Raw genomic sequence first — 24143 nt, forward strand, 5'->3', positions numbered from 1 at the left:
GCTATTGCGGCCCTGTGTGCGTTAGCGGACCTGTCCGGCCTGCATGCTCTGCTGTAGCTGCTGGCTGTCTGTGGTTACGGACAGTGTCGCGTTAACCGACGGGGCCAGCGGCTGATTCGCTTTCAGTGAGGCGTTCAGGCGCAGCTGCAAATTGCTGTCACCCTGCAAGGGAAGCGCCGGCCAGCCCCAGTTTTGCAGAACATTAACGGGCACGCCGCGTCCCGTCAGGTTCAGGCTGACAGGTCGATCAGCCTGCTGCCCTATGGTCGCCGTGCCTTCCAGCAACCCTTTACCACTAAACGCACTGAGCTCTGTCACCTTAATTTGTTGTTCATCAGCCTCCAGTGCGACAGAAGGATGACGTAAATCGGTACGATTGAAGGTCGACTCCGCCGCGTTCAGACTCAGCTTACCTGACCAGATTCCCCATTGATGCTGACGGGCCAACTGCAGATTTTCGCCGCTGCCATCCAGTGAAGTGAGCTGGAAAGGGAAGGCCGGATTAATATCGATCAGTAAATTGCGGTTCGAGGTAAAGCGCGTCACGGTTACGGCATCCAGCCAGTCAGGCAGGGCATCCTGCCATAACGCCCGCCAGTTCTGAGGCAAGGTATATTCCAGCCCGGCCACCGCCAGATTATTCAGCGTTAACCGTTTATCCTGACTTGACCAGTTGCCGTCAGCCCGGATAACGCCATTGGCCCAGCGCGAGCTGAACTGCGTCAGGGCAATCCCCTGAGGCGAGAAATCCATGTTGATGATGGGATCGTTAAGTTCGAAGCGCCCGTTAATAAAGTTACCGGCATTCATGGCCAGCGATCCGTCCTGGCTCTGCCAGTCCCGGCCCTTCCAGCTCAGATTTTTCAGCGTCAGATCGAGATCGGTCACCGCCCAGTCAGGGCCCTGGAGCCGGGCATCGGTAATATCAACCCGGTTGAGCGTAACTGAGGGTACTTCTTCAAACGGTTTCAGGAAATCGACAAGCGTATGCGCCGTTTGCAGACGGATATCGTTCAGACGCAGTTGATTAATCTTCCAGTTACCCTGCGCGTCGCGCTCACCGTTACCGGTTATTGAACCGCGTGCTAAGTCCGCCCCAATGTTGCTAAATACCATGCGGCCCTGGGACACATTACCCTGAATCAGCACGTTTTCACCGTCAACGCTGTTGAGCGTCATCCTGGCCGCGCTCATCTGGAACTGCGCATCACGACCCAGCAAATCACCGGCCTGCGGATGCCAGGGCACAATGCCGCCATTCACCTGCTGTGCCGCCAGCGGTAGCGCTGAGGCAGGGCTGTCGATGCGCATGTTGTTTAACTGCAGGCGGTTTGCCTGCATGGGCAGTGCGCTTTTGTTCGCCAGGTTAGCAAGGTTTACCTCGCCGTCGCGTAATTCTATGCTGGCAAAATGAAACGGATCGCTGAACTGTAACAGGGCGATGCCAAGGTCGACGCGTTTGGCCACCAGTACGGCAGGCTGGCCGTCATGACCAAAGCTGAAGTCATCCAGAATAATGTGCGTAGGTGAAGAAAAATTGTGCTCAATTTTGCTCAGCGACAGATGCCATTCTGTTTTATCACTCACCCAACGGCTAAACCAGCCCGCGCCCCACTGAGTTTGCAGCAGAACATAGACGACGATCAGCGCAAACAGCAGCAGTAACAATAAGGTGAGGAAAAACTTTCCTATAAATTTCATCGTATCCTTCCCGGGTTCAGTCCGCTGAAAGGTTGTTATGCCTGAATTATCGTTATAGCTCAACCGCCTGGATGTAAATCAGCCGAAATAGCAGGCGGGTTGCCGCCTGCCTTGAACGTTACTTTTCGGGTGGGAAGATAAGATTCAGCACAATCGCGGTAATCCCACCCGCAGCGATACCGGAAGAGAGTAACGTTTTCAGCCAGTCGGGTGCAAATTGCAGAATCAGGGGCTGCTGGGAAACACCGAGTCCTGCCGCCAGCGACAGCGCGATAATCATGATAGCCCGGCGATTCAGCGGCTCCCGGGAAACGATACGGACACCGGATGCGGCGATTGTGCCAAACATCACAATCGTAGCGCCGCCCAGCACGGGCTCAGGAATGTGCTGTACCAGTCCGCTCACTGCCGGGAACAGTCCCAGCAGGATCAGCATCAGCGCGACAACAAATCCCACGTAGCGGCTGGCAACGCCTGTCAGCTGAATCACGCCATTATTCTGGCCAAAGCAGGAGTTAGGAAAGGTATTAAACAGGGCAGATACAAAAGAGTTCAGGCCGTTTGCCAGCACACCGCCTTTCAGGCGCTTCATGTATAACGGGCCGCTGACCGGCTGTTCAGAGACATCCGAAGTGGCGGTGATGTCCCCAATGGTTTCCAGCGAGGTCACCATAAAGACCAGCATCAGCGGGATCAACAGATTCCAGTCAAATCCCAGGCCGTAATAGAGCGGAGTGGGGAACGCCACGATCGGCTGTCCGGCAGGCGTGCTGATGGTGGGTAGCATGCCCATTGCCCAGGCCAGCAGGTAGCCCACCGCCATCGCAATCACCAGCGACGCAACGCGCAGATAGGGGTTTTTCTGGCGATTCAGCAGGATAATCACCACCAGCACGGCACCGGCTAACAGCAGATTTTTCGGCGCGCCGAAGCTGTGATCGTTCATCGCAGCAAACCCGCCGCCGATGGAGGTAAGGCCGACCTGAATCAGGGATAAGCCGATAATCATCACTACAATACCTGAGACTAACGGCGTGATGATGCGGCGTGCCAGATGCAGCACGCGCGACAGCACCATTTCCGTACAGGAGGCTACCATCAATGTACCAAACAGCGCCGCCATCATTGTGGGTACGTCCGCGCCACCATTTTTCAGCGCCATTCCCCCCATAATCAGCGGCGTGACAAAGTTAAAGCTGGTGCCCTGAATGGAGAGTAACCCTGAACCGATCGGTCCCCAGGTTTTGATTTGCAGTACCGATGCCACACCGGACGCGAACAGGGACATGCTGATAATGTGCTGTGTATCCTGCGCCGGTAAACCGAGCGCCTGGCAGATGAGCAGCGCGGGCGTGATCACCGCAACAAACATCGCCAGAAGGTGTTGTCCGGCTGCAAACAAGGTTTGCGTTAGCGGCGGACGATCTTCCAGGCGATAGATCAGTTCACTTTTACTGGCGGTGGTGGGGGCTGGTTGCTGTGTGGTCGACATCGTCATGGTTCCCAAAAAAAGTGAGGCGATTGTAATCGTCCCCGGATCAAAAGCAAACGTTTGCTCACGGTTGCAAAAAAAGGTCAGGCGTTGCTGTAGCGGCCGGTTTCGGGCAGCCAACGCTCAATCAGCGCCTGCGCCTGCTCAGGATAATGTTCGTGAATATGACGAGCGACGCGCTGGACTTCAGGGATCATGGCCTGATCGCGCAGCAGATCGGCAACTTTAAACTCCGCATTACCGGTCTGGCGCGTTCCCAGTAGCTCCCCCGGACCGCGAATCTCTAAATCATGCTGAGCAATCACGAAACCGTCATTGCTGTCACGCAACACCTGCAAACGCTTCTGGGCCGTCTTGCTCAGCGGCGCTTTGTACAGCAGAACACAATGAGAGGCGACCGCGCCACGTCCTACGCGGCCACGTAGCTGGTGCAGTTGCGCCAGGCCAAGTCGCTCCGGATTTTCAATAATCATCAGGCTGGCGTTCGGCACGTCCACACCGACTTCAATGACGGTTGTGGCAACTAACAGCTGGATTTCGTTGGCTTTGAAAGCCTGCATGACCGCCAGCTTCTCCGCTGGCTTCATACGGCCATGAACCAGCCCGACCTGCAAATCAGGCAGCGCCACTTTGAGTTCTTCCCATGTGGCTTCCGCAGCCTGAGCTTCCAGCAGGTCTGACTCTTCAATTAACGTACAGACCCAGTAAGCCTGACGGCCCTCGTGACAGGCCTTTTGCACACGCTCAATGATCTCATTACGACGACTGTCAGGGATCGCTACGGTGGTCACTGGTGTTCTGCCTGGCGGCAGCTCATCAATGGTTGAGGTATCAAGATCGGCGTAGGCGGTCATGGCCAGCGTGCGCGGGATCGGCGTCGCTGTCATGATGAGCTGGTGGGGATGAAAACCCTGCTCTTCTCCTTTTTCCCATAATGCCAGTCGCTGATGCACGCCAAAGCGGTGTTGCTCATCAATGATGACCAACGCCAGCCCGTTAAACTTCACCTGCTCCTGGAACAGGGCATGCGTGCCGACCACCATCGCAACCTGCCCGCTGGCAATCGCCTCTTGCTGGGCCTGTCGCGCTTTGCCCTTTTGTTTGCCCGCCAGCCAGCCGACCTCAAGGCCAAGCGGTGCCAGCCACTGGCGAAAATTATTGGCGTGTTGTTCAGCCAGTAACTCTGTAGGTGCCATCAGGGCCACCTGCTTACCGTGGGCGATAACGTTCAGCGCGGCGAGCGCGGCAACCAGGGTTTTACCTGAACCGACGTCTCCCTGTACCAGGCGCAGCATGGGGAAGTCATTCGCTAAGTCTTTTTCGATCTCTGCGACAACGCGTTTTTGGGCTGCCGTGGGGGAAAACGGCAGGGCGGCCAGTAACCGGTCACTCAATGTATGCCGGGCAGGCATCGGCAGGGCGTAATGGCGCTGTGCGCCGGCCCTGACGGCCAGCATACTGAGGTTATGCGCCAGCAGTTCTTCCAGAATCAGCCTGCGCTGTGCGGGATGCTGCCCACTCTCGAGTTCGCTGAGTTTGAGGTCCGGCGGCGGGCGGTGCAGCGTGCGAAGGGCTTCAGGCAGGCTTAACAGCCCGCCGCTTAACGCCTGCGGCAAAAGTTCTGTGATGGCACAGCTATCCAGCAGGGTTAAGGCCTGATCGGTCAGGCTGCGCAGGGTCGCCTGACGAATGCCCTCGGTCGTGGAATAGACGGGCGTCAACGTTTCTTCCAGCGTGACATGGCTGTGCTCGCCCTGTACGCGGTATTCCGGATGGATGATTTCTGCGCCGCGCTGACCGCGTTTGATTTCGCCGTAAGCGGTGACGCGTCGGCCCGGTGCGAGGCTGTTTTTCATGCCGGCATTGAAGTTGAAAAAGCGCAGCGTTAAAACGCCACTGCCATCCCCGATCTGACAGACCATCATGCGCCGACGGCCAAAGGTGATATCGGTATGCAGGACTTCGCCTTCCACTGTCGCCCAAATGCCGGGCAACAGGTCGTTAATGGCATATAACTGCGTACGATCTTCATAACGCAGAGGAAGGTGAAGCAGTAAATCCTGAATGGTGTGCAGGCCGATTTTAGCCAGCTTTGCTGCCTGACTGGCGCCGACGCCGGTCAGGGTACTGAGCGGGATGGCATCCAGCAGACGGCCTTTCATTTCTGACGTCTGCCCGTTGACTGCATGGCGGCCCACCAACTCTCATCGGCTTCAATGTCACCCTGCGCGTTAATATGGGGATAAGGCATCCGCTTATGTTTTGCCACGCGCGCCAGAACGGGATAGCCGCCCTCAAACAGCAGACGCTGTTGCTCTTTCTCTGCCAGGAGGCTGGACTGACGACGGTACATGTCAGCATTCTGCCGCTGGCGCTGGGCTTCATACAGAATCAGGGCAGAGGCAACGGAAACGTTAAGCGACTGTACCATACCCACCATCGGGATAATGATATGGTGGTCGGCCAGCGCCAGGGCTTCATCGGTAATGCCCGTTTTTTCCTGACCCATCAAAATGCAGGTAGGTTTGGTGTAGTCAATCTCACGAAAATCCACAGCATCCGCCGACAGGTTCGTCGCCAGTATCTGCATGTCTTGCGTTTTGAGGTGGCTAATCGCGTCGCTGATTGAGCGGTGCGTTACTACGTTTACCCAACTGTTGCTGCCAGCCGAGGCTGAGGCCTGCGTTCGCATGCGTTGGCCTGGCCATACGGCATGGACTTCATGGATACCGACAGCATCCGCGGTGCGAATGACAGCAGAAACATTGTGCGGCTTATGTACCTGCTCCATGCAGACGGTAAGGTCGTGCTGGCGCAAGGCCAGCATTTCCTGAATTCGGGCAAAACGTTGAGGATTCATGCACTAGTTACGGTTGCGGTGAACTTTAATCACATCCGGCATCACACGGATTTTACGCATGATATTGGCCAGGTGGACGCGATCGCGTGCGGTCAGACGAATAAAAGCACTGTAAACACGGCCATCACGTTCTTCCGTATTCAGGCTCTGAATATTGGAGCCCGCCGTATTGATGGCGGCCGTCAGGTTGGCCAGTGCGCCCTGGTGGTTAAACATATCCACCTTTATCTCTGCGACAAACTCCTGCTCTGTAACTTTATCCCACTCCACAGGCATGAATTTTTCGGGCTCTTTTTGGTAGCCACGAATATTGCGACAGGACTCATGGTGAACGACCAGGCCCTTGCCCGGGCTGACGTGGGCAACGATAGGATCGCCTGGAATGGGGCGGCAGCATTTTGCAAAGGTAATGAGGACGCCGTCTGCCCCTTTAATCGGCAGCTTGCCTTGTTTTTTGTTGTTGTTGAGCGCGCTGGTGTCGGTCTGCAACAGGTTCTTGGCGACGACCACGCTCATGGCATTACCCAGGCCGATTTCGGCTAACAGATCGTCCAGTGAGGTCAGCTTCATCCGATCAAGCTCCTGCTTGATGTTTTCGGCTGGCACCTCCGCCAGTTTACGACTGCCACCCAACGCATGGCTGAGCAGGCGACGCCCCAGATTCACCGAGTCTTCGCGCTTCAGGTTTTTCAGCAACTGACGAATCTTCGCGCGGGCTTTGGAACTGACGACAAAGTTGAGCCAGGCCGCGTTAGGACGCGCACCAGGCGCTGTGATGATCTCGATGGTCTGGCCGCTGGTAAGCGGCTGTGACAGCGGATAAGGCTGGCGATCAACGCGCGCGCCAACGCAGGCATGACCGATATCGGTATGGACCGCGTAGGCAAAATCGACAGGCGTTGCCCCGGTAGGCAGCTCGACGATGCGGCCTTCCGGTGTAAAGACATAGATTTCATCCGGGAAGAGATCGGATTTGACGCTTTCGATGAATTCAAATGAGCTACCGGCACTTTGTTGCAGCTCCAGCAGGCTTTGCAGCCAGCGTTGCGCACGCACCTGCGCGGTTGTGCCGCTTTCACCGGCCTGTTTATAGGCCCAGTGTGCCGCCACCCCCATTTCGGCCATCTGATCCATATCTTCGGTACGGATTTGCACCTCAACCGGCACGCCATGCGGCCCGATCATAGAGGTATGCAGCGATTGATAGCCGTTAGCCTTGGGGATAGCAATGTAATCTTTGACCCGGCCCGGACGCGGCTTATATAAGCTGTGCATCTGGCCCAGTACGCGATAACAGGTATCCAGATCTTTCACGATGACGCGAAAGGCATAGATATCCATGATCGAGTGAAAACGCTGCTCTTTCAGCGTCATTTTGCGGTAAATCGAGTAAAGGTGCTTTTCGCGACCACTTACCCGGCAGGGAATACCGGCTTCCTGCAAACGACCGTCGATTTCAGAGAGGATTTTTTGAATCATCTCTTTACGGTTGCCGCGGGCCGCTTTCACGACCTCTTTAATTACCCGAAAACGGTTCGGATAGAGCGCTTCAAAACCCAGCTCTTCCAGTTCCGTTTTAAGGTGATGAATACCCAGGCGGTGCGCCAGTGGGCTGTATATTTCCAGCGTTTCCAGCGCGATGCGACGACGTTTATCAGGGCGTAAGGACCCGAGCGTACGCATGTTGTGGGTGCGGTCAGCCAGCTTGATGAGAATAACGCGGATGTCCTGCACCATCGCCATAATCATCTTGCGGAAGTTTTCTGCCTGTGCCTCTTTCTTATCACGGAATTTCAGCTTATCCAGCTTCGAAACGCCTTCAACCAGTTCAGCTACGCTTTTGCCAAACAGTTGTTCCATATCCTGATAGGTCGCTGGCGTATCTTCAATGACGTCGTGCAAAAGCGCGGCCATGAGGGTTTCATGGTCGAGCTTCATTTCCGCCAGAATGCACGCCACCGCAACAGGATGGGTAATGTAAGGCTCACCGCTGGAGCGTGTCTGTCCCTCGTGGGCATCACGTGATACGAGATAGGCTTGCTTGAGGCGCTTGATCTGGTCCTCAGGCAAGTATTGTTCAATCAGTTGATTGAGACTTTCAAACAGATACAAGGTTGACCTGCAGTTCGCGGTTAACGACGACCTTCAGCGATAGCGGTAACGGCCTGTAACTCAGCGGCTTCCTGCTCTTGCTGCTCCTGACGATCACGCACATCTAAAATCTGATTGGTGACCAGACCTTCTTCGATTTCGCGCAATGCGATAACGGTCGGTTTATCGTTCTCTTCCGGAACCAGCGGATCTTTGCCGCCTACCTGCATCTGACGTGCACGACGTGCAGCGACCAACACCAGGTCAAAACGATTACCAACTTTTTCTACTGCGTCCTGAACGGTTACGCGTGCCATAGGTGTGCTACTCCACAGATGAAGAAATGACTCGGCATCATACTGAAACTGGGTTCAGACTGCCAACAGTTTGCTGATTAAAGCATCATGGCGCGCTTTCTGGCGGGCCATGCGCAGACGTTCTGCACGAATAATGGTCTTCAGATCGGATAACGCCAGATCAAAATCATCATTCACAATTAAATAATCGTATTCGCCATAGTGGCTCATTTCGGCCACGGCTTGTGCCATACGACGGGCAATCACCTCTTCGCTGTCCTGACCGCGGCCGCGCAGGCGACGATCCAGCTCTTCTTTAGAAGGAGGCAGGACAAATATACTGCGCGCGTCGGGCATTTTAGCGCGAATTTGCTGTGCGCCCTGCCAGTCTATATCAAGGAAAACATCGACGCCGGTTGCCAGCACCTGTTCGATCGCCTTACGCGACGTGCCGTAGTAGTTATCGAAAACTTTAGCGTGTTCAAGGAAAGCATCTTCCGCAATCATTTTTTCAAACTCATGCTTTTGCACAAAGAAGTAATGCTCACCGTGCGCTTCACCGGGGCGCATGCCGCGAGTGGTGTGCGAAACAGACACTTGCGTATCGTACAGCGGCTGCGTTTTTAACAGTGCCTGAATAAGGCTGGATTTTCCTGCGCCGCTAGGAGCAGAAACAATATAGAGCGTACCTTGGGCCATGATGTTCTTGAATTGATTAATTGCGGAGTCGATTTCCTGCAAAGTATACACGGCTTCCCCGCGCCACGCAGCGTTTGCACCGCCCTCATCACGAAAAGTTTATGCGGGGTGCGCCGCAACCACTGTTTCGCAGGCTGTAAATAGGTATTCATTTTCCAGGAGGCGTTCCAGAACCGGGAAGCGGGGCTGGCTGAACCGGCTGTTTTGGCGGTTGAATATCCTAAACATCAGGAGGTCAGGGATGAAAGGATGCTTAGCCGCCGGGCTGCTCATAACAGCCAGCACATTTTCCGCGTTTGGGGCGCTGTGCCCGACCTGGACGCCGGGTCGCGCGGCAAAGGAGATTGACCATTTACAACAACAGCTCCGGCAGTGGGACGCGGCGTATTATCAGCAAGGCCATTCACCCGTGGCCGATGCCGACTACGATAGCCTGCAGACGCGGCTCAATCACTGGCAACGTTGCTTCAGTACGGGTGAGAAAGAGGATGTACCGGTATTGCCCAACGATGGCACGCGCTGGCATCCCGTTGCGCATACTGGTGTTAAAAAGGTTCGTGATAAGCGTGCTTTAGGCTATTGGATGCAGCCACGCCGGGATCTCTGGGTGCAGCCCAAAGTCGATGGCGTGGCCGTTTCGCTGGTCTATCGGCACGGGAAACTGGTGTCATTCATCAGTCGTGGCGACGGTTTACACGGTAAGGAGTGGGTCGAAAAAGCCAGGCTGATCCCTGCTATTCCGCTGGAGATTGACAGCGATGAAGAAAGCGTGGTTTTACAGGGCGAACTCTTTTTGCAGATGACCGGTCATCACCAGGCGCTTGACGGCGGGAAGAATGCCAGGGCTCTGGTCGCAGGCGCAATGTTGCGTAGTGACGCCACACCGCTTTTGACACAACTGGGCATTTTTATCTGGGGATGGCCTGACGGACCAGACGCCATGAAGGAAAGACTGACGCGTTTATCGGATTGGGGGTTTAGCCTTGCGCGTCACTGGAGTCAGCCTGTTCAAAATGAAGAAGACGCGGCTGAATGGCGCGAGCGCTGGTTCCACGCGCCACTGCCTTTTGTAACCGATGGCATTGTTGTGCATCAGACGGCCCGGCCTGCAGGCAAACACTGGCAGCCCGGTGAAGGCGAGTGGGCTGTCGCCTGGAAATACCCGCCTCCCGATGTCAGCACTGAGGTCCGTTCCGTTGATTTTTCGATCGGGCGAACGGGGAAAATCGCGGTCGTACTCAACCTGCAACCCGTTCAACTGGATGACAAAATCGTCCGGCGAGTCAGCATCGGCTCACTAAAACGCTGGCGAGAGCGGGACATCATTGCGGGCGACCAGGTGACGGTCAGCCTTGCCGGACAAGGCATTCCACGTCTGGATCGCGTTATCTGGCGCGTCGCGCAACGTGACTATCCTGAGCCGCCTCAGACGGATCGTTTCACGTCGCTGAGTTGTTATGTTTTGGCACCGCAGTGCCATCGTCAGTTACTGGCGCGCCTCAGTTGGTTGAGTCAAAAATCGGTGCTAAATATTGCGGGTGTGCAACGTAGCACCTGGCAACGGTTACTGGAAACGGGCTTGATTACACATCTTTTTGCGTGGCTGGCCTTAACCCCCGAACAGATCGCGACAGCAGCGAGTATTTCACCCGAAAGAGCGCAGCAAATCTGGCATCAATTCAGTTTGACCCGTCAACAGCCTTTGCGCCGCTGGGTTAGCGCGTTAGGTGTGGCGTTGCCGCAAAAGGCGCTACTGTCATTGGCCGACGGCGACTGGGAGAGTGTTCTTGCCCGTGATAAACAGGCCTGGCAATCTCTGCCGGGCGTTGGTGCACGCCGGGCAGAGCAGATTACGTCGCAGTTTCAGGATGCCGGGCTCAGAGCGTTAATCCACTTTTTGCAGCAGCAGGGCATTCCTTCTTCATCAGTGATCAGGATGAGGGTAATTGAAGATGGGCAGCCCGAGACGGAATCTCAGCGCCAGCAGACGCGCAAAGAAGCCGAAGAGTAAGGTGATAATCACCACTGCTTCATGCGGCAGCGGCGTTTTCAGGAGCAGGATATACATCCAGCCTGCTGCAAAAGCGATGCCGGCGTACAGCTCTTTTTGGAATACCAGTGGGATGCGGTTACAAAACATATCGCGTAAAACGCCGCCAAAGACGCCCGTGATCACGGCGCTGATTGCGGCGATGATCATGGCGTGGCCTGAGTCCAGTGCCACCTGCGCGCCAATAATCGAAAATACCACCAGGCCCAGCGCATCCAATACCAGAAACACCTTGCGCAGGTGCGTCATTAGCGGTGCCAAAAAAGTCGTTACTACAGCAGCAGCGGCCACGATCATGATGTACTCAGGATGTTTAACCCAGCCAAGCGGATAGTGCCCCAGCAATATATCGCGCACGGAGCCTCCGCCTATCGCGGTAACGGAAGCAATGATAATGACACCGAACAGATCCATTTTACGGCGACCTGCGGCAAGCGCACCTGTCATCGTCTCGGCGGTGATCCCAATAATATAAAGAACAGTAAGTAACATAGCAGGCTCCAGGAAGACGGCGGCAAGGCTACGCCACTGACAAAAACGGCGCGACTGAGTTTTTCTGTTGTTAAGAGTTAAAGTATTAGTAAAAATTATGCGGGCAAGAGTAATGCCTCTATTATCAAAAGGCTGTATCGGTTTTTACACGGAGACGAATTAAAAAACGTCGTGATGCGAATTTTTCGCCGATATGACGCCAGCCTGTTTACAACGTTGAACCCTTGCCCGTCGGCGACATTATGTGGTGACAGACAGAGAAAGCAAACCACGCAAAGCAGAGCATGGGGACCTGTCCGTGGGCTAAATGCAGGGGGAGTAAGGTGAGAATAAGGATAAAGAGGACAACAACGCACACTGAAGGTGTGTGAAATGAAAAGTGGTGGGTTTTATTAAGGGAAACGTACCGGTTAACAGCACGTTTTCCTGCTTTCACCGTCGGGCTGCTTCCAGCCAGTAGCGGTTTGTCAGTGCTTCATATGAAGCTGAAAGAACGCTTTCAGGTTGAAGTCATAGTCGGGTCGAAACCATTTACGACCATAAAAGCAATACGTCAGCATTCTCACTGATGCCATTGCCAGATAGCCCCATAAAGCACATAAAACGGAAGGCGCCAGCCATAGGGTCAATAGTGTAATGATCAGGCCGACAAATACAGAGGCGATCTCGCAAAAAGCGATATCAGAGAATTGCTTTTCACGCTGCATCAGGGCGCGATAAGACTGGCCCTGAGGAATAATAATAAAGATGACCGATGCGATTTCAACAACCCTGGCCACCTCGGGTAGCCCAAACATATGTTCAAGCATAAGACCGCAAGTAAAAAGGGCAGAAAAAATGACCAGGCCCATGAATATATTGCCCCAGTAAAGCACGGACAGCGTTTTTACTGGCAGCGGTGCATATCGAATCAACGTATTGGAAAAACCACGATCGGCCAGTGTGTCAATAACCATCAAGCCTGTAATGACGACCGCCAGCAGATTATAGGTATCGGCCTGCAGGACTTTTCCCAATACTGAAAGTTGTAACACACCCATACTCAGCATTTTGACCGATGAAAGAAAAGGCCACTTGACGTTTTCCAGATTTATTTTTCGTGTTGTCATTTTTTTCTCGCCGGGCAGAGTAGTAGGGCGCTGCGCCGATGAGTATTCATCAGGACCGCGCTGGCATTACTATAATTTAATAAAGTAAATTTTTATCTTTATAATGAGCTGTGTGTTAAAGCATACTGCTAATAATAAACGTTCCCCTGGTGATGAATTTCCCCTGTTGTCATTATTATTATCCGTTCATTTTTAATTGCTTAAATTTCCGGCGGAAATAATGTTCGCCGGAAATGTCATGCTGTTATGTTTTCAATAGCTTTGCTGTGTGCAGATGATTTATAGCGCGTTTTATGAAAGTTAACATCATAAGGAAAATCTGATATGTGATTTGACTAAGGAAATAATATTCATCATTTACAGCATTATTTGCACAGGCCTTATCACAGCGTTCTCTTTCTTTCTTTTTTCGTTAAGTCTGGAAACTGAAGCAATACATGAAAAAAATAAAAAAACGTTAAATAAGCCGTACATACACGGGTTCGCCCGTCATTCTCCAGGATTTTTCCCATACAGCATGCTTAAGCAAGGGCAGATAATAACCGAAGGGTAAGCATTCAGCCCCGATATACTGCTAATGCATGTTGACTGCGAAAATATTTGTAATGCGTACGATTTATGGCTCAGTCTGGATCTGAGTTCGGGCTAAGAAGGCGAACAGAGCCCGTGGCAGGGAGGCAGGATTATCGCGGTAATAGTGAAAACAGGCCGTCAGAAGGAAGCCTCCAAATTAACAGAGAGGTCTGTCACACGAAAAAGCAGGCCGAAACCTGCTTTATGTCTGTCTATACGTAAAGAGAGGCTTCGCCAGGTGGACGCGTTTTGAAGCGGCGATGTAGCCAGAGGTATTGCTCAGGCGCTCGCATGATTTGGTTCTCAATCACTTTATTCATATAAGCCGCGGCTGCAGCTTCATCCGCATGCGGGTAATTTTCCAGAATCGGTTCAATAATCAGCTTATAGCCATCATTGCCAGGATTACGAATCAGCATAATTGGAACCATAGCGGGCTTAGCCAACCGGGACAACACATAGGTACCGTTGGTCGTCGCGGCTTTTTCTACAGCAAACAAGGGGGCAAACGTACTGCCTTTGGGACCGTAATCCTGGTCTGGCGCAAACCAGACAGATTCACCTTGTTTCAGCGCCTGCACCATCCCTCTCAGATCGCGACGGTCTATCATCGCTTTATTCGAACGCATACGGCCTCTGGTCTGTACGTACTCCATCGCGTGGTTATTATGGGGACGGTACATTGCCATCATCGGCTGACACAACCCGCTGATGCGACCACCCAGCTCCAGTGACATGAAATGGATGCCGATGAGCATTACGCCACGACGCTCATTCTGGGCTGAGTAGAGGTTTGACAGGCCCGAGACGTTGAACAGACGTTTAACGGCATGGTCTGGCCAGAACCAGGCGATACCCGTTTCCATCAGTGCCATGCCGAGAGAGGCAAAATTTCCCGCAATCATGATTTCTTTATCTTCGTCACTGATATCCGGAAAGCAGAGTTCAATATTACGGCGCGTAATGCGCTCTCTGCGCTGAAGAAAATGGCGGGAAAGCCGGCCGGCACCTGCGCCAAGTCGCATCAGCACAGGATAGGGGAGTTGAACCAACAGCCAAAGAATGCCAAGACCAAACCACGTAAACCAATAGCGGGGATGTAAAAGGGAACGACTAAACTGCCTGGTGTTTTTCATTATGAACCTTAAGGAAGTAATGGATGTAGCGCAAAAAGACCCATTCCTTAAGTTCTCAAGCGGTACAGCTGTACTGACTACGACCCACACTTTATCAAAAAGTGCCTTGAATCACAGAGGACGTCACTTATCGACAGGATTAAAAAAGGGGTTAAATAACGCTAAAAACAGCAAAAAAAGAAATGCGATAAAAATAATATCATTATAATACAATGATTTGTTTTAATTTTGTAAGCGAGGCGGGTTTTTGAAAGAGCCTGAAAATTAGGACGGTTCTGTACTGGCACAGCGCATTCTTTTCGAAAACTTTACATTTCAGGGTGGCAAAAACGTAAAAAATGGCTACGCACATCCCCGCGCGACACGTTATGCGTAGTTAACAACCGAAAAGGTGTACATAAAACATCTCAAAAACTGAGGACATGAGCGACATCTGTCTTCACAGGCTATATACGATCTGTACTCAACGTTACATCATAGCCTGAAATAAAAGAGGGCATAAAAGAAGCGCTAGTTGTAATCAACTGTCATCAGACGAAAATGACTGTATTTTTTTAACTTCACCTTACCCAGGTTAAGCGGTAAGGATTGCTGACTTTCGTTCATACGAAGTAGGGTGGATTCTTTTCTTCCTCCTCTTGTGCAGCTTTGTTTAATTTGAGAATTAACAATAAGGGTATTACATCCGGTTTCTACAATCGCACCCTTAAAAGTGATTTGACCACCTACAGCAAAAGATAAGGGTGATAACAACATTAAAAAAAGGGCATAAGTTAACTTTTTCATGGCTTCAGACTCTTGTTGATTTTCACAAAGAAAAGAACGGCATTAAAAAGAAAAACTTTAGGTGATAAATTTTTTTATTTTATAAAAATTATTTTTTGAACATTTATTGTGAAGGATTTGACGTTTTTCAATGTATGTTAATGCCGGTAACTGGAAATGGCAGGAGGATTATGGTTTACAGTTTTGTTAACAAATTGGCTTTTAACCACAATTGTTTGTTTCTTTAACAAATGTGTTTAAAAATTGCAGTGTAGGTCACAAATAAGGGGGTAAATCAGGTGCCTGTCAAACTGATATCGGATGAGGCGCGAGACACGTATAACTGCGTTGAAAACAGGAATCGTAGCAGGCATGGCTTCACTGCTTGTACATCCGTTTCTTTTTTACTTTTCGTTATCGTCTGGTTTGCTGCGTATTAGATTTTGGTATCCTTCCAGATAATCATCTGTTGATGAGCGTATTTTCTTCGTAAGACTTCCCAAAAAACGAGTCATTAAGAAAGCCGGTTGCTGTTTCACCTGCCTTATCAGGCGTCCGGAATCGATTAATGTTGAATAGATTCCGAAAGGGCATAGCGTACGTTGTGAAAAGAGAAAAGTGCAGGGAGATCTTTAAAAAGTCCGTTTTTACACGGACTTAATAATTAAATGAAGGCGACAAACAGCAGGAAGCTTAATGTGTGGCTATTCGATATTCTGAATCTGCTCTCGCATCTGTTCAATCAACACTTTTAGCTCAATCGCTGAATTCGTAATTTCTGCATTAATGGATTTTGAAGCCAGTGTGTTTGACTCGCGGTTGAACTCCTGCATCATAAAGTCAAGACGACGGCCTACCGCCTCTTTTTTCTTCAGAATGTTATAGGTCTCTTTAACGTGCGCATCCAGACGATCCAGCTCTTCTGCGACATCGACACGTTGTGCCATCATCACCAATTCCTGCTCAAGGCGATTATTTTCAAGCTGCACCTCAGCATCTTCCAGTTTGGCGATCAGGCGCTCCCGCTGCCACTTAATCACATCGGGCAGTTGAGCGCGAACTTTGCTGACCTCATGCGTTACCGCTTCCAGCCGCTGCTCGATCAGTGCCTTCAGAGCGCTGCCTTCGCTTTCACGTGCGGCGATGAAATCATCCAGCGCGCCATCCAGCGCCTGAATTAGTTGAGTATTAATTGCATCCAAATCCTGTTCAGGTGCTGCCATGACGCCCGGCCAGCGCAGAATATCCAGCGGATTGATAACGCCTTCATCGGTCTGCAGTTTGACCCAGTTAGCCGCCTGAACCAGTTGTTTGGCCAGTGACTCATTGAGCATCAGTTCGCCCTGCGCGCCAGGATCGGCCTCGAAGCGCAGATTACATTCGATTTTTCCACGCGTCAGTCGCTGGCGAATGCGCTCCCTGATCATCGGTTCCAGTCCGCGAAACTGTTCAGGCAGACGAATATAGGTTTCAAGATAACGTTGATTGACAGAACGCAACTCCCAGGCGGCGCTGCCCCAGTCGCCCTTAATTTCACGGCGGGCATAGGCGGTCATACTGCGGATCATAAGCGTTACTCTTTTTTTAAATAAGGTTGAGGCCAGTATAACGAGGCAAGGCTGACCAGAACAGGTGTAAGCGTGTACAGGATGCGATAACAAAATGTTTCCGCTTTTCTCAACAGCCACTTATGCTAATTACTGGTTTACTCGTTGAGGCCCTCTTTTTATGTCGCGCGTATCGTCTCTTCCACTCATACTCAGCCTGCTGCTTGTGGGCTGTCAGTCGCCGTCTCCATCATCACCATCATATCCGCCTTCTACCCGACCCGTTCCGGTGTGCGCCGGCGGTGAGGTCATGATGCAAACCACATTGTGGTTTGGTCTCAGTAAGCCGCAGGGCGGCAATGTGAGCGCACTGGACTGGATGAATTTTGTCGATAAAGAGGTAACACCGCGCTTCAGGTCTGGCTTGTCTGTTTATGATGCGCAGGGCCAATGGCTGGGCGAAAACGGTCAGTTAGCACGTGAGAAAAGCAAGGCGTTAGTGCTTATCTATCAGTTCGACAGTGACAGCAACAGTCGTGTTGAAGCGCTGCGTGCCCGCTATAAAAAACAGTTTGGTCAGGAATCGGTTATGCGCGTGGATACGCCAGCCTGCATTAGTTTTTAGGGACAAACGGCGGCCAGTGCCGCCGTTGAGTCCATCAGATAAACAGTCCGGCAAATGCAGCGGAAAGCAGGCTGACCAGGGTGGAACCATAGACCAGTTTCCAGCCAAACCTTGAGACGACATTGCCTTGTTGTTCGTTCAGGCCTTTTATCGCGCCCGCAACAATTCCAATAGAAGCAAAGTTCGCGAAGGAAACCAGGAAAACAGACAGGATGCCCAATCCGCGTGGCGTCATGCCTGCCGCTATCTTTTTCAGTTCAATCATGGCGACGAATTCATTCGCCACCAGCTTCGTGGCCATAATACTGCCAGCCTGTAATGCATCGGTAGCGGGAATGCCAATCAGCCAGGCAAAAGGATAAAAAACATAGCCAAGAAGCTGCTGGAAACTGTACCCAAACAGGGTGGCAAACAGGGCGTTGATAGCCGCGATTAAGGCAATAAAACCAATCAGCATGGCCAGAATAATCATCGCGACTTTGAAACCAGCGAGGATGTATTCCCCCAGCATTTCAAAGAAACTCTGATCTTCGTGTAATTTATCCAGCGGAATAGCCTGCTCATTACTGCCTTTGCCGGGGTTAATAATCGACAGGATGATAAACGTGCTGAACATGTTAAGCAGGAGAGCCGCAACGACATATTTGGCCTCGATCATCGACATATACGCTCCAACAATCGACAGCGAAACGGTAGACATCGCGGTTGCCGCCATGGTGTAAAGTCGGCGTGGTGGGATATCGGCCAAAATACCTTTATAGGCAATGAAGTTCTCTGACTGGCCCAGTACCAGCGTGCTTACCGCATTAAAGGACTCCAGTTTTCCCATGCCGTTAACTTTTGATAACAGCGTGCCAACAACCCGAATCAGTAACGGCAGGATGCGCCAGTGTTGCAAAATACCAATCAGTGCGGAAATAAAAATAATAGGGCAGAGCACGCCAAGGAAGATAAAGGCCAGTCCCTGCTGACTCATGCCACCAAACACAAATTCCGTGCCCTGTGCAGCAAAACGCAGCAGCGTTTCAAAGAAATGCCCCACCGCGCCTACCAGCGCCAGTCCACTGGCTGAGTGAAGAAAGAACCAGCCCAGTGCGGCTTCTACAACAATCAGTTGAATGATAAAGCGCAGGCGAATGCGTTTTCGGTCATGACTGACCAGTAGCGTAAGGGCAAAAATTACCACCAGCGCCAGCAGGAAATGAAGAAGAGCGGTCATAGTTTAGTCAGTTAGCGGATATGCAGGAAAAGGTAAGGCATTTAGCCATACTCCGGCATGAATTTCATCCCAGGCTGCACTGACCACTGCAAGAGACAGCAGGCCAGGAAGTCCGTATAATACGCAGCCAATCATTAGCAAGCCGGAGATAACCATGCGTCCAGCAGGCCGTAGCGCACATCAGGTGCGTCCAGTCACATTGACCCGCAATTACACTAAACACGCAGAGGGCTCCGTTCTGGTGGAATTCGGTGAAACCAAAGTGCTCTGCACTGCAACGGTGGATGAAGGAGTTCCGCGCTTTCTCAAAGGGCAGGGCCAGGGCTGGGTCACTGCCGAATATGGCATGTTGCCGCGTTCCACTCACAGTCGTATGGCGCGTGAAGCCGCGAAAGGCAAACAGGGTGGTCGCACGCTTGAAATTCAGCGTCTGATCGCCCGTTCACTGCGTGCTGCGGTCGATCTCACCATGCTTGGTGAATACACGATTACGCTCGATTGTGACGTCATTCAGGCCGATGGCGGTACACGTACGGCTTCCATTACTGGCGCCTGTGTAGCCCTGGCAGATGCGCTTAATTCCCTGGTCGCGAGTGGTAAGCTGAAAGCGAATCCGATGAAAGGCATGGTTGCCGCCGTGTCAGTGGGGATTGTCAATGGTGAAGCGTTGTGTGACCTTGAATACATTGAGGACTCTGCCGCTGAAACGGATATGAATGTCGTCATGATGGAAGATGGCCGCATGATTGAGGTGCAGGGCACCGCTGAAGGTGAACCCTTTAGCCACGAAGAACTGCTGGCATTACTGGCGTTAGCGCGTGGCGGTATTGAAGAATTGATTCAGGCGCAGAAAGCGGCGCTGGAAAATTAAGGTAACAGGCGACCACAGAGTCGCCTTTTTTTTATCTGAGGAGTAAGACATGAAAGCCTGGCAGCGGCAGTTTATTGAATTTGCACTGAATAAGCAGGTGCTCAAATTTGGTGAGTTCACATTAAAGTCGGGTCGTAAAAGCCCCTATTTTTTTAATGCCGGTTTATTTAACACGGGCCGGGATTTAGCGCTGCTGGGACGGTTTTATGCGCAGGCGTTAGTCGACAGCGGAATCGATTTTGATTTGTTATTTGGTCCGGCCTACAAAGGCATCCCTATCGCCACCACCACAGCCGTTGCGTTAGCCGATCATCACGATCGTGACGTACCTTACTGCTTCAATCGTAAAGAAGCGAAAGATCATGGTGAGGGCGGTTTGCTGGTGGGAAGCCCGCTGCAGGGTAAAGTGATGCTGGTCGATGATGTCATCACGGCCGGCACGGCGATTCGCGAATCCATGGATATTATCAATGCACATGATGCCAGCCTGGCGGGCGTGCTGATTTCACTGGACCGTCAGGAACGCGGCCGGGGTGAACTCTCCGCTATTCAGGAAGTGGAACGGGATTATTCCTGCAAAGTTACCGCGATAATTACGCTTAACGACCTGGTTGATTACCTGGCTGAAAAAACGCACATGGCCGATCATTTAGCGCAGGTTCGGGCGTACCAAAAGGCGTACGGCGTCTGATAACTGGCGGGCATTGCGCCCGCCTTTGTATTACACCAGTTGTGCCGCAATCAGCGGCCAGCGGGTGTCAAAGTCGGCCGTTGGGCTAAACCGGAACTCGGAACGGACGTACCGCGATAACAGCCCTTCACACAGGGCCAGCAGCTGGCTGGCCAGTAAGGTTTCATCCGTTTGAAAGCCTTCACCTTCGCGCATTTTGCGTTCGCGCATCACCTGGCGTAGCTGCACTTCAATGCGCTCAAACAGCTGATTAATGCGCCCCTGCAGACGGTCCTGTTCAAACATTAACGCGTGACCTGTCAAAATCCGCGTCAGCCCCGGATTACGCTCACCAAATCCCAGAATCAGTTGCACAATAAGACGCAGGCGCGCCATTGTTTCTTTTTCATCTTTCAGGATCAGATTGATGCGGGTAATCAGACTGTCTTCAATAAATTCGATCAGGCTGTCAAACATCCGCGTTTTACTGGGAAAGTGACGATAAAGCGCCGCCTCCGATACACCGACGTTAGCCGCCAGTTTTGCAGTAGTAATGCGTTGGCTGCCATCACTTGACTCAAGCATCTGCGCCAGCGCCTGCAAAATCTCCTCGCGGCGATTCCGCTTTACGACTTTTTTCTCTGCCATGCCCTTAAAAACCCCTGAATTTCACCATATACAGGCAACACCTACGCATCTGCCACAAGAGAAAGCCATGGGGCGATGAGAAATAATAAGATTGGCGTAAGTGAAAATCGGTCGTGCTGGTTACTGACGGCCTGAGTGACCGAAGCCACCTTCACCGCGCAAGCTGGCGTCAAACTCGTCTACCAGATTGAATTCGGCCTGGACGACAGGGACAAAAACCAGCTGGGCCATGCGGTCGCCCGGCTGAAGCGTAAAGCTTTCCTGCCCGCGATTCCATACCGATACCATAAGTTGTCCCTGATAGTCGGCATCAATCAGACCAACCAGATTGCCCAGGACAATACCATGTTTGTGGCCCAGGCCAGAGCGCGGGAGAATCACGGCGGCAAGGTTCGGATCGGCGATGTGAATAGCCAGACCGGTAGGAATTAATGTGGTTGTGCCGGGTGCGATTTCCATCACATCATCAATACAGGCACGAAGGTCTAACCCAGCGGAACCCGGTGTCGCATAGGTCGGCAAGGGAAACGCTTTGCCGACGCGCGCATCAAGAATTTTAACGTCTATTTTTTTCATCATAACGGCTGACAATCTCGTCTATTAAAAGTTGACCAAGGAGCGACTTATCGCTGAGCGGTAAGGTTTTTTCTCCTTCCTGCCAAAAAAGGTGAAGAGCATTGGTGTCGCTATTGAACCCGTGGCCTGCTTTTGACACATCGTTAGCACAAATCAGGTCCAGGTTTTTACGCGCGCGTTTTTTTCGGGCGTATTCTTCCACATTCTGGGTTTCAGCCGCAAATCCAACCACAAATGGCCGGCTCTGCGTTAAGGCCGCCACCCCCGCGACAATATCGGGATTTTTAATGAGCTGCAGGCTGACTTTCTCATCGTCATCCTGTTTCTTTATTTTTTCATCCGCGATCTCAATTGCCCGGTAGTCTGCCACGGCTGCGCTTGCAATGAAAATATGTTGTGCGTTTATCTCCCCCATTACCGCCGCCTGCATTTCCAGGGCCGAGGTCACATCCACTCGTTTAACGCCGGCGGGCGTTGGCAGGGCAACCGGACCGCTTACCAGCGTAACGCGGGCGCCGCGCTTTGCCGCCGCCGCCGCAATCGCAAACCCCATTTTTCCCGAACTGTGGTTGCTGATATAACGCACGGGGTCGATCGCTTCCCGGGTGGGGCCCGCGGTAATCATAATATTGAGATGTTGCAGGTCGTTGACGGGCGCGGCCCACTGAACGGCCTGGTCAACGATAGCTAAAGGGTCAAGCATGCGACCGGGGCCAATATCCCCGCAGGCCTGGCTGCCGCTGTCTGGCCCCCAAATTAACAGGCCGCGCGCCTGAAGCCTGACCAGGTTTTCCTGCGTTACGGCAGCGCGATACATCTGCTGATTCATCGCCGGCACAATCGCGACAGGCGCTGCTGTTGCCAGCACGGCAGTGGTGACTAAATCATTGGCCATCCCTGCCGTAATGCGTGCAATAAGGTCGGCCGTGGCCGGGGCCAGCACGATCAGGTCAGCCCATTTGGCCAGCTCAATGTGTCCCATTGCGGCTTCAGCTGCCGGGTCAAGCAGATCATCAAAAACAGGATAACCGGAGACGGCCTGCAGGCTGAGTTGTGTGATAAAAGCCTTTGCGCCGTCGGTCATCATCACGCGGACATCGGCACCGCGATCGCGCAGACGACGGACCAGCTCGGGGGTTTTATAGGCAGCAATTCCACCACTGACGCCCAGAAGAACTTTTTTACCGGCTAATCCCATCATGCTGTTGACCTCATTTTCGATTGCCGTCGCAGGGACGGTGTAATGGCCGAATTTTATCACAAAACGTGGCATGCACCTTTTCAATGGCTGCGTTTGCGAGACATGCCGGAGAATCACAATCACGCGCTGGTGGCGGATAGGTTCGCACGCGATGATACAGGGGGCGACAGGGAGAGCAGCAATGAAAAATTTGCCACCACGAGAAAAACTTCAGCAATGGGGTGCGGATGCGTTAAGTGACGTAGAGCTGTTAGCGATTTTCTTACGAACAGGTTCAAAAGGCGTTCCTGTCATGATGCTGGCGCAGCAGATGCTGCAGGAGCTGGGGTCGCTTTATAATATCGTTAATGCGACGGCTGCAGACTTTAAGGGCATTAAAGGCGCTGGCGAAATCAAGTTGATTCAGATGCGCGCAGTGGCAGAACTAGCCAAACGGTTTTTCGCCAGCCAGCTGGCGCGTGAGAGCACAATTGACAGTCCCGCAGCGACGCGTCAGTACCTGCAGACATTATTGGCCAGGCAGGAGCGTGAGGTGTTTGTCGTGCTGTTTTTGGATAATCAACATCGGGTATTAATGGCCAGAGAAATGTTTTCCGGATCGATCAACAGCGTCGAAGTCCATCCTCGTGAAATTGTGCGTGAGGCCCTAAAAATCAACGCGGCTGCGCTCATCGTGGCGCATAACCATCCGTCAGGAATTGCTGAACCCAGCCAGGCTGACCGCAACATTACACTAAAAATCTGCGAAGCTTGTCGCTTATTGAATATCCGGTTGCTTGATCATCTGGTGATTGGACACGGTCAATCTGTCTCATTTGTCGAACGCGGATGGCTCTGAGCCTGGAAATCTGATCCAGGTGGCGGCTTTTTACACGATCATTCGGGATCTTTATTTGTTCGGGACTTGAGCACTTGGGCCGAGCGGCGTATACTACGCCACCTTTGAGAATCTCGGGTTTGGCGGTTAGGCCAGCTTAGCGGGTTCCATGGAACTCGCCTGGCGGGCTGCAAGCCTGACGAGGCGGCCAAAACCTAATTTTTAAAGCTCGAGCTGATTTGATTTTTGGAGAATAGACATGTCACGAGTCTGCCAGGTAACTGGAAAGCGTCCGGTGACCGGTAACAACCGTTCCCACGCAATGAACGCGACGAAACGCCGTTTCCTTCCGAACCTGCACTCACACCGTTTTTGGGTTGAGAGCGAGAAGCGCTTCGTTACTCTGCGTGTATCTGTAAAAGGTATGCGTATTATTGATAAAAAGGGCATTGATACGGTGTTAGCCGACATGCGTGCCCGTGGTGAGAAGTACTAAGAGTACTAAGGAACTGAATCATGGCTAAAGGTATTCGTGAGAAGATCAAGCTGGTTTCCTCTGCTGGTACAGGTCACTTCTATACCACCACGAAGAACAAACGTACTAAACCAGAAAAACTTGAACTGAAAAAGTTCGATCCGGTTGTACGTCAGCATGTGATCTACAAAGAAGCCAAAATTAAATAATTTTGGTGTTCTACTAAAAAC

The 24143-nt window shown here is 52.1% G+C and carries 23 protein-coding genes; 7 read left to right on the plus strand and 16 right to left on the minus strand.

Translation table 11 applies throughout. The annotated features are described in order from the left end of the window. Positions 1–21 precede the first annotated feature (21 nt). The 7 genes from C1N59_RS00520 to gmk form a co-directional block, all read right to left on the minus strand. Positions 22–1701 (minus strand): AsmA family protein, encoded by a 1680-nt coding sequence (locus C1N59_RS00520; RefSeq protein ID WP_394550160.1) that lies wholly within the window; start codon positions 1699–1701, stop codon positions 22–24. Between the two features lie 118 nt (positions 1702–1819). After that, complete coding sequence (locus C1N59_RS00525; protein WP_394515237.1) at positions 1820–3193, minus strand: nucleobase:cation symporter-2 family protein; 1374 nt, start codon at positions 3191–3193, stop codon at positions 1820–1822. A gap of 83 nt (positions 3194–3276) precedes the next feature. Further along, positions 3277–5355, minus strand: coding sequence for an ATP-dependent DNA helicase RecG (gene recG, locus C1N59_RS00530; protein ID WP_033738042.1), 2079 nt, complete (start codon positions 5353–5355; stop codon positions 3277–3279). Next, on the minus strand, positions 5352–6053 hold the full coding sequence (gene trmH / locus C1N59_RS00535; protein WP_394550161.1) for a tRNA (guanosine(18)-2'-O)-methyltransferase TrmH: 702 nt from the start codon (positions 6051–6053) through the stop codon (positions 5352–5354). Before trmH ends, recG begins: the two co-directional genes overlap by 4 nt. Positions 6054–6056: 3 nt before the next feature. Then, positions 6057–8165 carry a bifunctional GTP diphosphokinase/guanosine-3',5'-bis pyrophosphate 3'-pyrophosphohydrolase gene (spoT, locus tag C1N59_RS00540; protein ID WP_054632862.1) on the minus strand — a complete coding sequence of 703 codons (2109 nt, stop codon included), beginning with the start codon at positions 8163–8165 and terminating at the stop codon, positions 6057–6059. A 20-nt stretch (positions 8166–8185) separates the two neighbouring features. Beyond that, the gene (rpoZ, locus tag C1N59_RS00545; protein WP_003851346.1) at positions 8186–8461 is read right to left on the minus strand and encodes a DNA-directed RNA polymerase subunit omega; all 276 of its coding nucleotides are present in this window, start codon (positions 8459–8461) and stop codon (positions 8186–8188) included. A gap of 54 nt (positions 8462–8515) precedes the next feature. After that, positions 8516–9139 carry a guanylate kinase gene (gene gmk, locus C1N59_RS00550; RefSeq protein ID WP_006121348.1) on the minus strand — a complete coding sequence of 208 codons (624 nt, stop codon included), beginning with the start codon at positions 9137–9139 and terminating at the stop codon, positions 8516–8518. 241 nt (positions 9140–9380) lie between these two features. Here gmk and ligB point away from each other — a divergent pair, with 241 nt between their 5' ends. Then, positions 9381–11150, plus strand: coding sequence for an NAD-dependent DNA ligase LigB (ligB, locus tag C1N59_RS00555; protein ID WP_394550162.1), 1770 nt, complete (start codon positions 9381–9383; stop codon positions 11148–11150). Here the strand turns inward: ligB and C1N59_RS00560 are convergent. The 5 genes from C1N59_RS00560 to C1N59_RS00580 all read right to left on the minus strand — a co-directional run bounded on the left by C1N59_RS00560 (position 11064) and on the right by C1N59_RS00580 (position 16832). Continuing rightward, a complete protein-coding gene (locus C1N59_RS00560; protein ID WP_394550163.1) occupies positions 11064–11681 on the minus strand; it encodes a trimeric intracellular cation channel family protein in 618 nt (205 codons plus the stop codon). The two genes, ligB and C1N59_RS00560, sit on opposite strands and share 87 nt — an antisense overlap. A gap of 467 nt (positions 11682–12148) precedes the next feature. Then, entirely contained in the window at positions 12149–12790 is a 642-nt protein-coding gene (locus C1N59_RS00565; RefSeq protein WP_033738045.1) for an oligosaccharide flippase family protein, read from the minus strand. A gap of 785 nt (positions 12791–13575) precedes the next feature. Beyond that, on the minus strand, positions 13576–14499 hold the full coding sequence (lpxP, locus tag C1N59_RS00570; protein ID WP_033738046.1) for a kdo(2)-lipid IV(A) palmitoleoyltransferase: 924 nt from the start codon (positions 14497–14499) through the stop codon (positions 13576–13578). Between the two features lie 510 nt (positions 14500–15009). Next, positions 15010–15285 (minus strand): hypothetical protein, encoded by a 276-nt coding sequence (locus tag C1N59_RS00575; RefSeq protein ID WP_394550164.1) that lies wholly within the window; start codon positions 15283–15285, stop codon positions 15010–15012. A gap of 683 nt (positions 15286–15968) precedes the next feature. Then, entirely contained in the window at positions 15969–16832 is an 864-nt protein-coding gene (locus tag C1N59_RS00580; RefSeq protein ID WP_033738048.1) for a YicC/YloC family endoribonuclease, read from the minus strand. A 160-nt stretch (positions 16833–16992) separates the two neighbouring features. Here C1N59_RS00580 and C1N59_RS00585 point away from each other — a divergent pair, with 160 nt between their 5' ends. Then, entirely contained in the window at positions 16993–17436 is a 444-nt protein-coding gene (locus C1N59_RS00585) for a DUF3574 domain-containing protein (RefSeq protein ID WP_054632866.1), read from the plus strand. A 34-nt stretch (positions 17437–17470) separates the two neighbouring features. Here C1N59_RS00585 and C1N59_RS00590 read toward each other — a convergent pair whose 3' ends face one another. Next, positions 17471–18655, minus strand: a complete 1185-nt coding sequence (locus C1N59_RS00590) for a NupC/NupG family nucleoside CNT transporter (RefSeq protein WP_394550165.1) — start codon at positions 18653–18655, stop codon at positions 17471–17473. A gap of 154 nt (positions 18656–18809) precedes the next feature. On the opposite strand from C1N59_RS00590, the gene rph reads away from it, so the two are divergent. Both rph and pyrE read left to right on the plus strand, forming a co-directional pair. Further along, positions 18810–19526, plus strand: a complete 717-nt coding sequence (gene rph, locus C1N59_RS00595) for a ribonuclease PH (RefSeq protein WP_394550166.1) — start codon at positions 18810–18812, stop codon at positions 19524–19526. Between the two features lie 49 nt (positions 19527–19575). Next, on the plus strand, positions 19576–20217 hold the full coding sequence (pyrE, locus tag C1N59_RS00600; RefSeq protein WP_394550167.1) for an orotate phosphoribosyltransferase: 642 nt from the start codon (positions 19576–19578) through the stop codon (positions 20215–20217). Between the two features lie 30 nt (positions 20218–20247). On the opposite strand, the gene slmA is transcribed toward pyrE, so the two are convergent. The 3 genes from slmA to coaBC all read right to left on the minus strand — a co-directional run bounded on the left by slmA (position 20248) and on the right by coaBC (position 22621). Beyond that, complete coding sequence (gene slmA, locus C1N59_RS00605; protein ID WP_006121245.1) at positions 20248–20844, minus strand: nucleoid occlusion factor SlmA; 597 nt, start codon at positions 20842–20844, stop codon at positions 20248–20250. A 120-nt stretch (positions 20845–20964) separates the two neighbouring features. After that, positions 20965–21423, minus strand: a complete 459-nt coding sequence (gene dut / locus C1N59_RS00610) for a dUTP diphosphatase (RefSeq protein WP_033738053.1) — start codon at positions 21421–21423, stop codon at positions 20965–20967. Then, positions 21401–22621, minus strand: coding sequence for a bifunctional phosphopantothenoylcysteine decarboxylase/phosphopantothenate--cysteine ligase CoaBC (coaBC, locus tag C1N59_RS00615; RefSeq protein WP_394550757.1), 1221 nt, complete (start codon positions 22619–22621; stop codon positions 21401–21403). The genes dut and coaBC overlap by 23 nt, the downstream gene beginning before the upstream one ends. A 181-nt stretch (positions 22622–22802) precedes the next feature. On the opposite strand from coaBC, the gene radC reads away from it, so the two are divergent. The 3 genes from radC to rpmG all read left to right on the plus strand — a co-directional run bounded on the left by radC (position 22803) and on the right by rpmG (position 24122). Next, positions 22803–23459: a RadC family protein gene (radC, locus tag C1N59_RS00620; protein WP_394550168.1), complete on the plus strand. Its 657-nt coding sequence runs from the start codon at positions 22803–22805 to the stop codon at positions 23457–23459. 238 nt (positions 23460–23697) lie between these two features. Continuing rightward, positions 23698–23934, plus strand: a complete 237-nt coding sequence (gene rpmB / locus C1N59_RS00625) for a 50S ribosomal protein L28 (protein ID WP_006121249.1) — start codon at positions 23698–23700, stop codon at positions 23932–23934. A 20-nt stretch (positions 23935–23954) separates the two neighbouring features. Then, positions 23955–24122 carry a 50S ribosomal protein L33 gene (rpmG, locus tag C1N59_RS00630; protein ID WP_001051798.1) on the plus strand — a complete coding sequence of 56 codons (168 nt, stop codon included), beginning with the start codon at positions 23955–23957 and terminating at the stop codon, positions 24120–24122. Positions 24123–24143 lie beyond the last annotated feature (21 nt).

This window comes from Pantoea sp. SGAir0183 (assembly GCF_043545505.1).

Excerpts from the sequence above, each read along its gene's own strand:
- C1N59_RS00565 (WP_033738045.1), bottom strand. The coding sequence starts at position 12,790 with ATGACAACACGAAAAATAAATCTGGAAAACGTCAAGTGGCCTTTTCTT.
- slmA (WP_006121245.1), bottom strand. The coding sequence starts at position 20,844 with ATGGCAGAGAAAAAAGTCGTAAAGCGGAATCGCCGCGAGGAGATTTTG.
- rpmG (WP_001051798.1), top strand. The coding sequence starts at position 23,955 with ATGGCTAAAGGTATTCGTGAGAAGATCAAGCTGGTTTCCTCTGCTGGT.
- coaBC (WP_394550757.1), bottom strand. The coding sequence starts at position 22,621 with ATGATGGGATTAGCCGGTAAAAAAGTTCTTCTGGGCGTCAGTGGTGGA.
- ligB (WP_394550162.1), top strand. The coding sequence starts at position 9,381 with ATGAAAGGATGCTTAGCCGCCGGGCTGCTCATAACAGCCAGCACATTT.
- pyrE (WP_394550167.1), top strand. The coding sequence starts at position 19,576 with ATGAAAGCCTGGCAGCGGCAGTTTATTGAATTTGCACTGAATAAGCAG.
- C1N59_RS00560 (WP_394550163.1), bottom strand. The coding sequence starts at position 11,681 with ATGTTACTTACTGTTCTTTATATTATTGGGATCACCGCCGAGACGATG.
- gmk (WP_006121348.1), bottom strand. The coding sequence starts at position 9,139 with ATGGCCCAAGGTACGCTCTATATTGTTTCTGCTCCTAGCGGCGCAGGA.
- recG (WP_033738042.1), bottom strand. The coding sequence starts at position 5,355 with ATGAAAGGCCGTCTGCTGGATGCCATCCCGCTCAGTACCCTGACCGGC.
- dut (WP_033738053.1), bottom strand. The coding sequence starts at position 21,423 with ATGATGAAAAAAATAGACGTTAAAATTCTTGATGCGCGCGTCGGCAAA.
- C1N59_RS00525 (WP_394515237.1), bottom strand. The coding sequence starts at position 3,193 with ATGTCGACCACACAGCAACCAGCCCCCACCACCGCCAGTAAAAGTGAA.
- trmH (WP_394550161.1), bottom strand. The coding sequence starts at position 6,053 with ATGAATCCTCAACGTTTTGCCCGAATTCAGGAAATGCTGGCCTTGCGC.
- C1N59_RS00520 (WP_394550160.1), bottom strand. The coding sequence starts at position 1,701 with ATGAAATTTATAGGAAAGTTTTTCCTCACCTTATTGTTACTGCTGCTG.
- C1N59_RS00590 (WP_394550165.1), bottom strand. The coding sequence starts at position 18,655 with ATGACCGCTCTTCTTCATTTCCTGCTGGCGCTGGTGGTAATTTTTGCC.
- lpxP (WP_033738046.1), bottom strand. The coding sequence starts at position 14,499 with ATGAAAAACACCAGGCAGTTTAGTCGTTCCCTTTTACATCCCCGCTAT.
- radC (WP_394550168.1), top strand. The coding sequence starts at position 22,803 with ATGAAAAATTTGCCACCACGAGAAAAACTTCAGCAATGGGGTGCGGAT.
- rpoZ (WP_003851346.1), bottom strand. The coding sequence starts at position 8,461 with ATGGCACGCGTAACCGTTCAGGACGCAGTAGAAAAAGTTGGTAATCGT.
- C1N59_RS00580 (WP_033738048.1), bottom strand. The coding sequence starts at position 16,832 with ATGATCCGCAGTATGACCGCCTATGCCCGCCGTGAAATTAAGGGCGAC.
- rpmB (WP_006121249.1), top strand. The coding sequence starts at position 23,698 with ATGTCACGAGTCTGCCAGGTAACTGGAAAGCGTCCGGTGACCGGTAAC.
- C1N59_RS00585 (WP_054632866.1), top strand. The coding sequence starts at position 16,993 with ATGTCGCGCGTATCGTCTCTTCCACTCATACTCAGCCTGCTGCTTGTG.
- C1N59_RS00575 (WP_394550164.1), bottom strand. The coding sequence starts at position 15,285 with ATGAAAAAGTTAACTTATGCCCTTTTTTTAATGTTGTTATCACCCTTA.
- rph (WP_394550166.1), top strand. The coding sequence starts at position 18,810 with ATGCGTCCAGCAGGCCGTAGCGCACATCAGGTGCGTCCAGTCACATTG.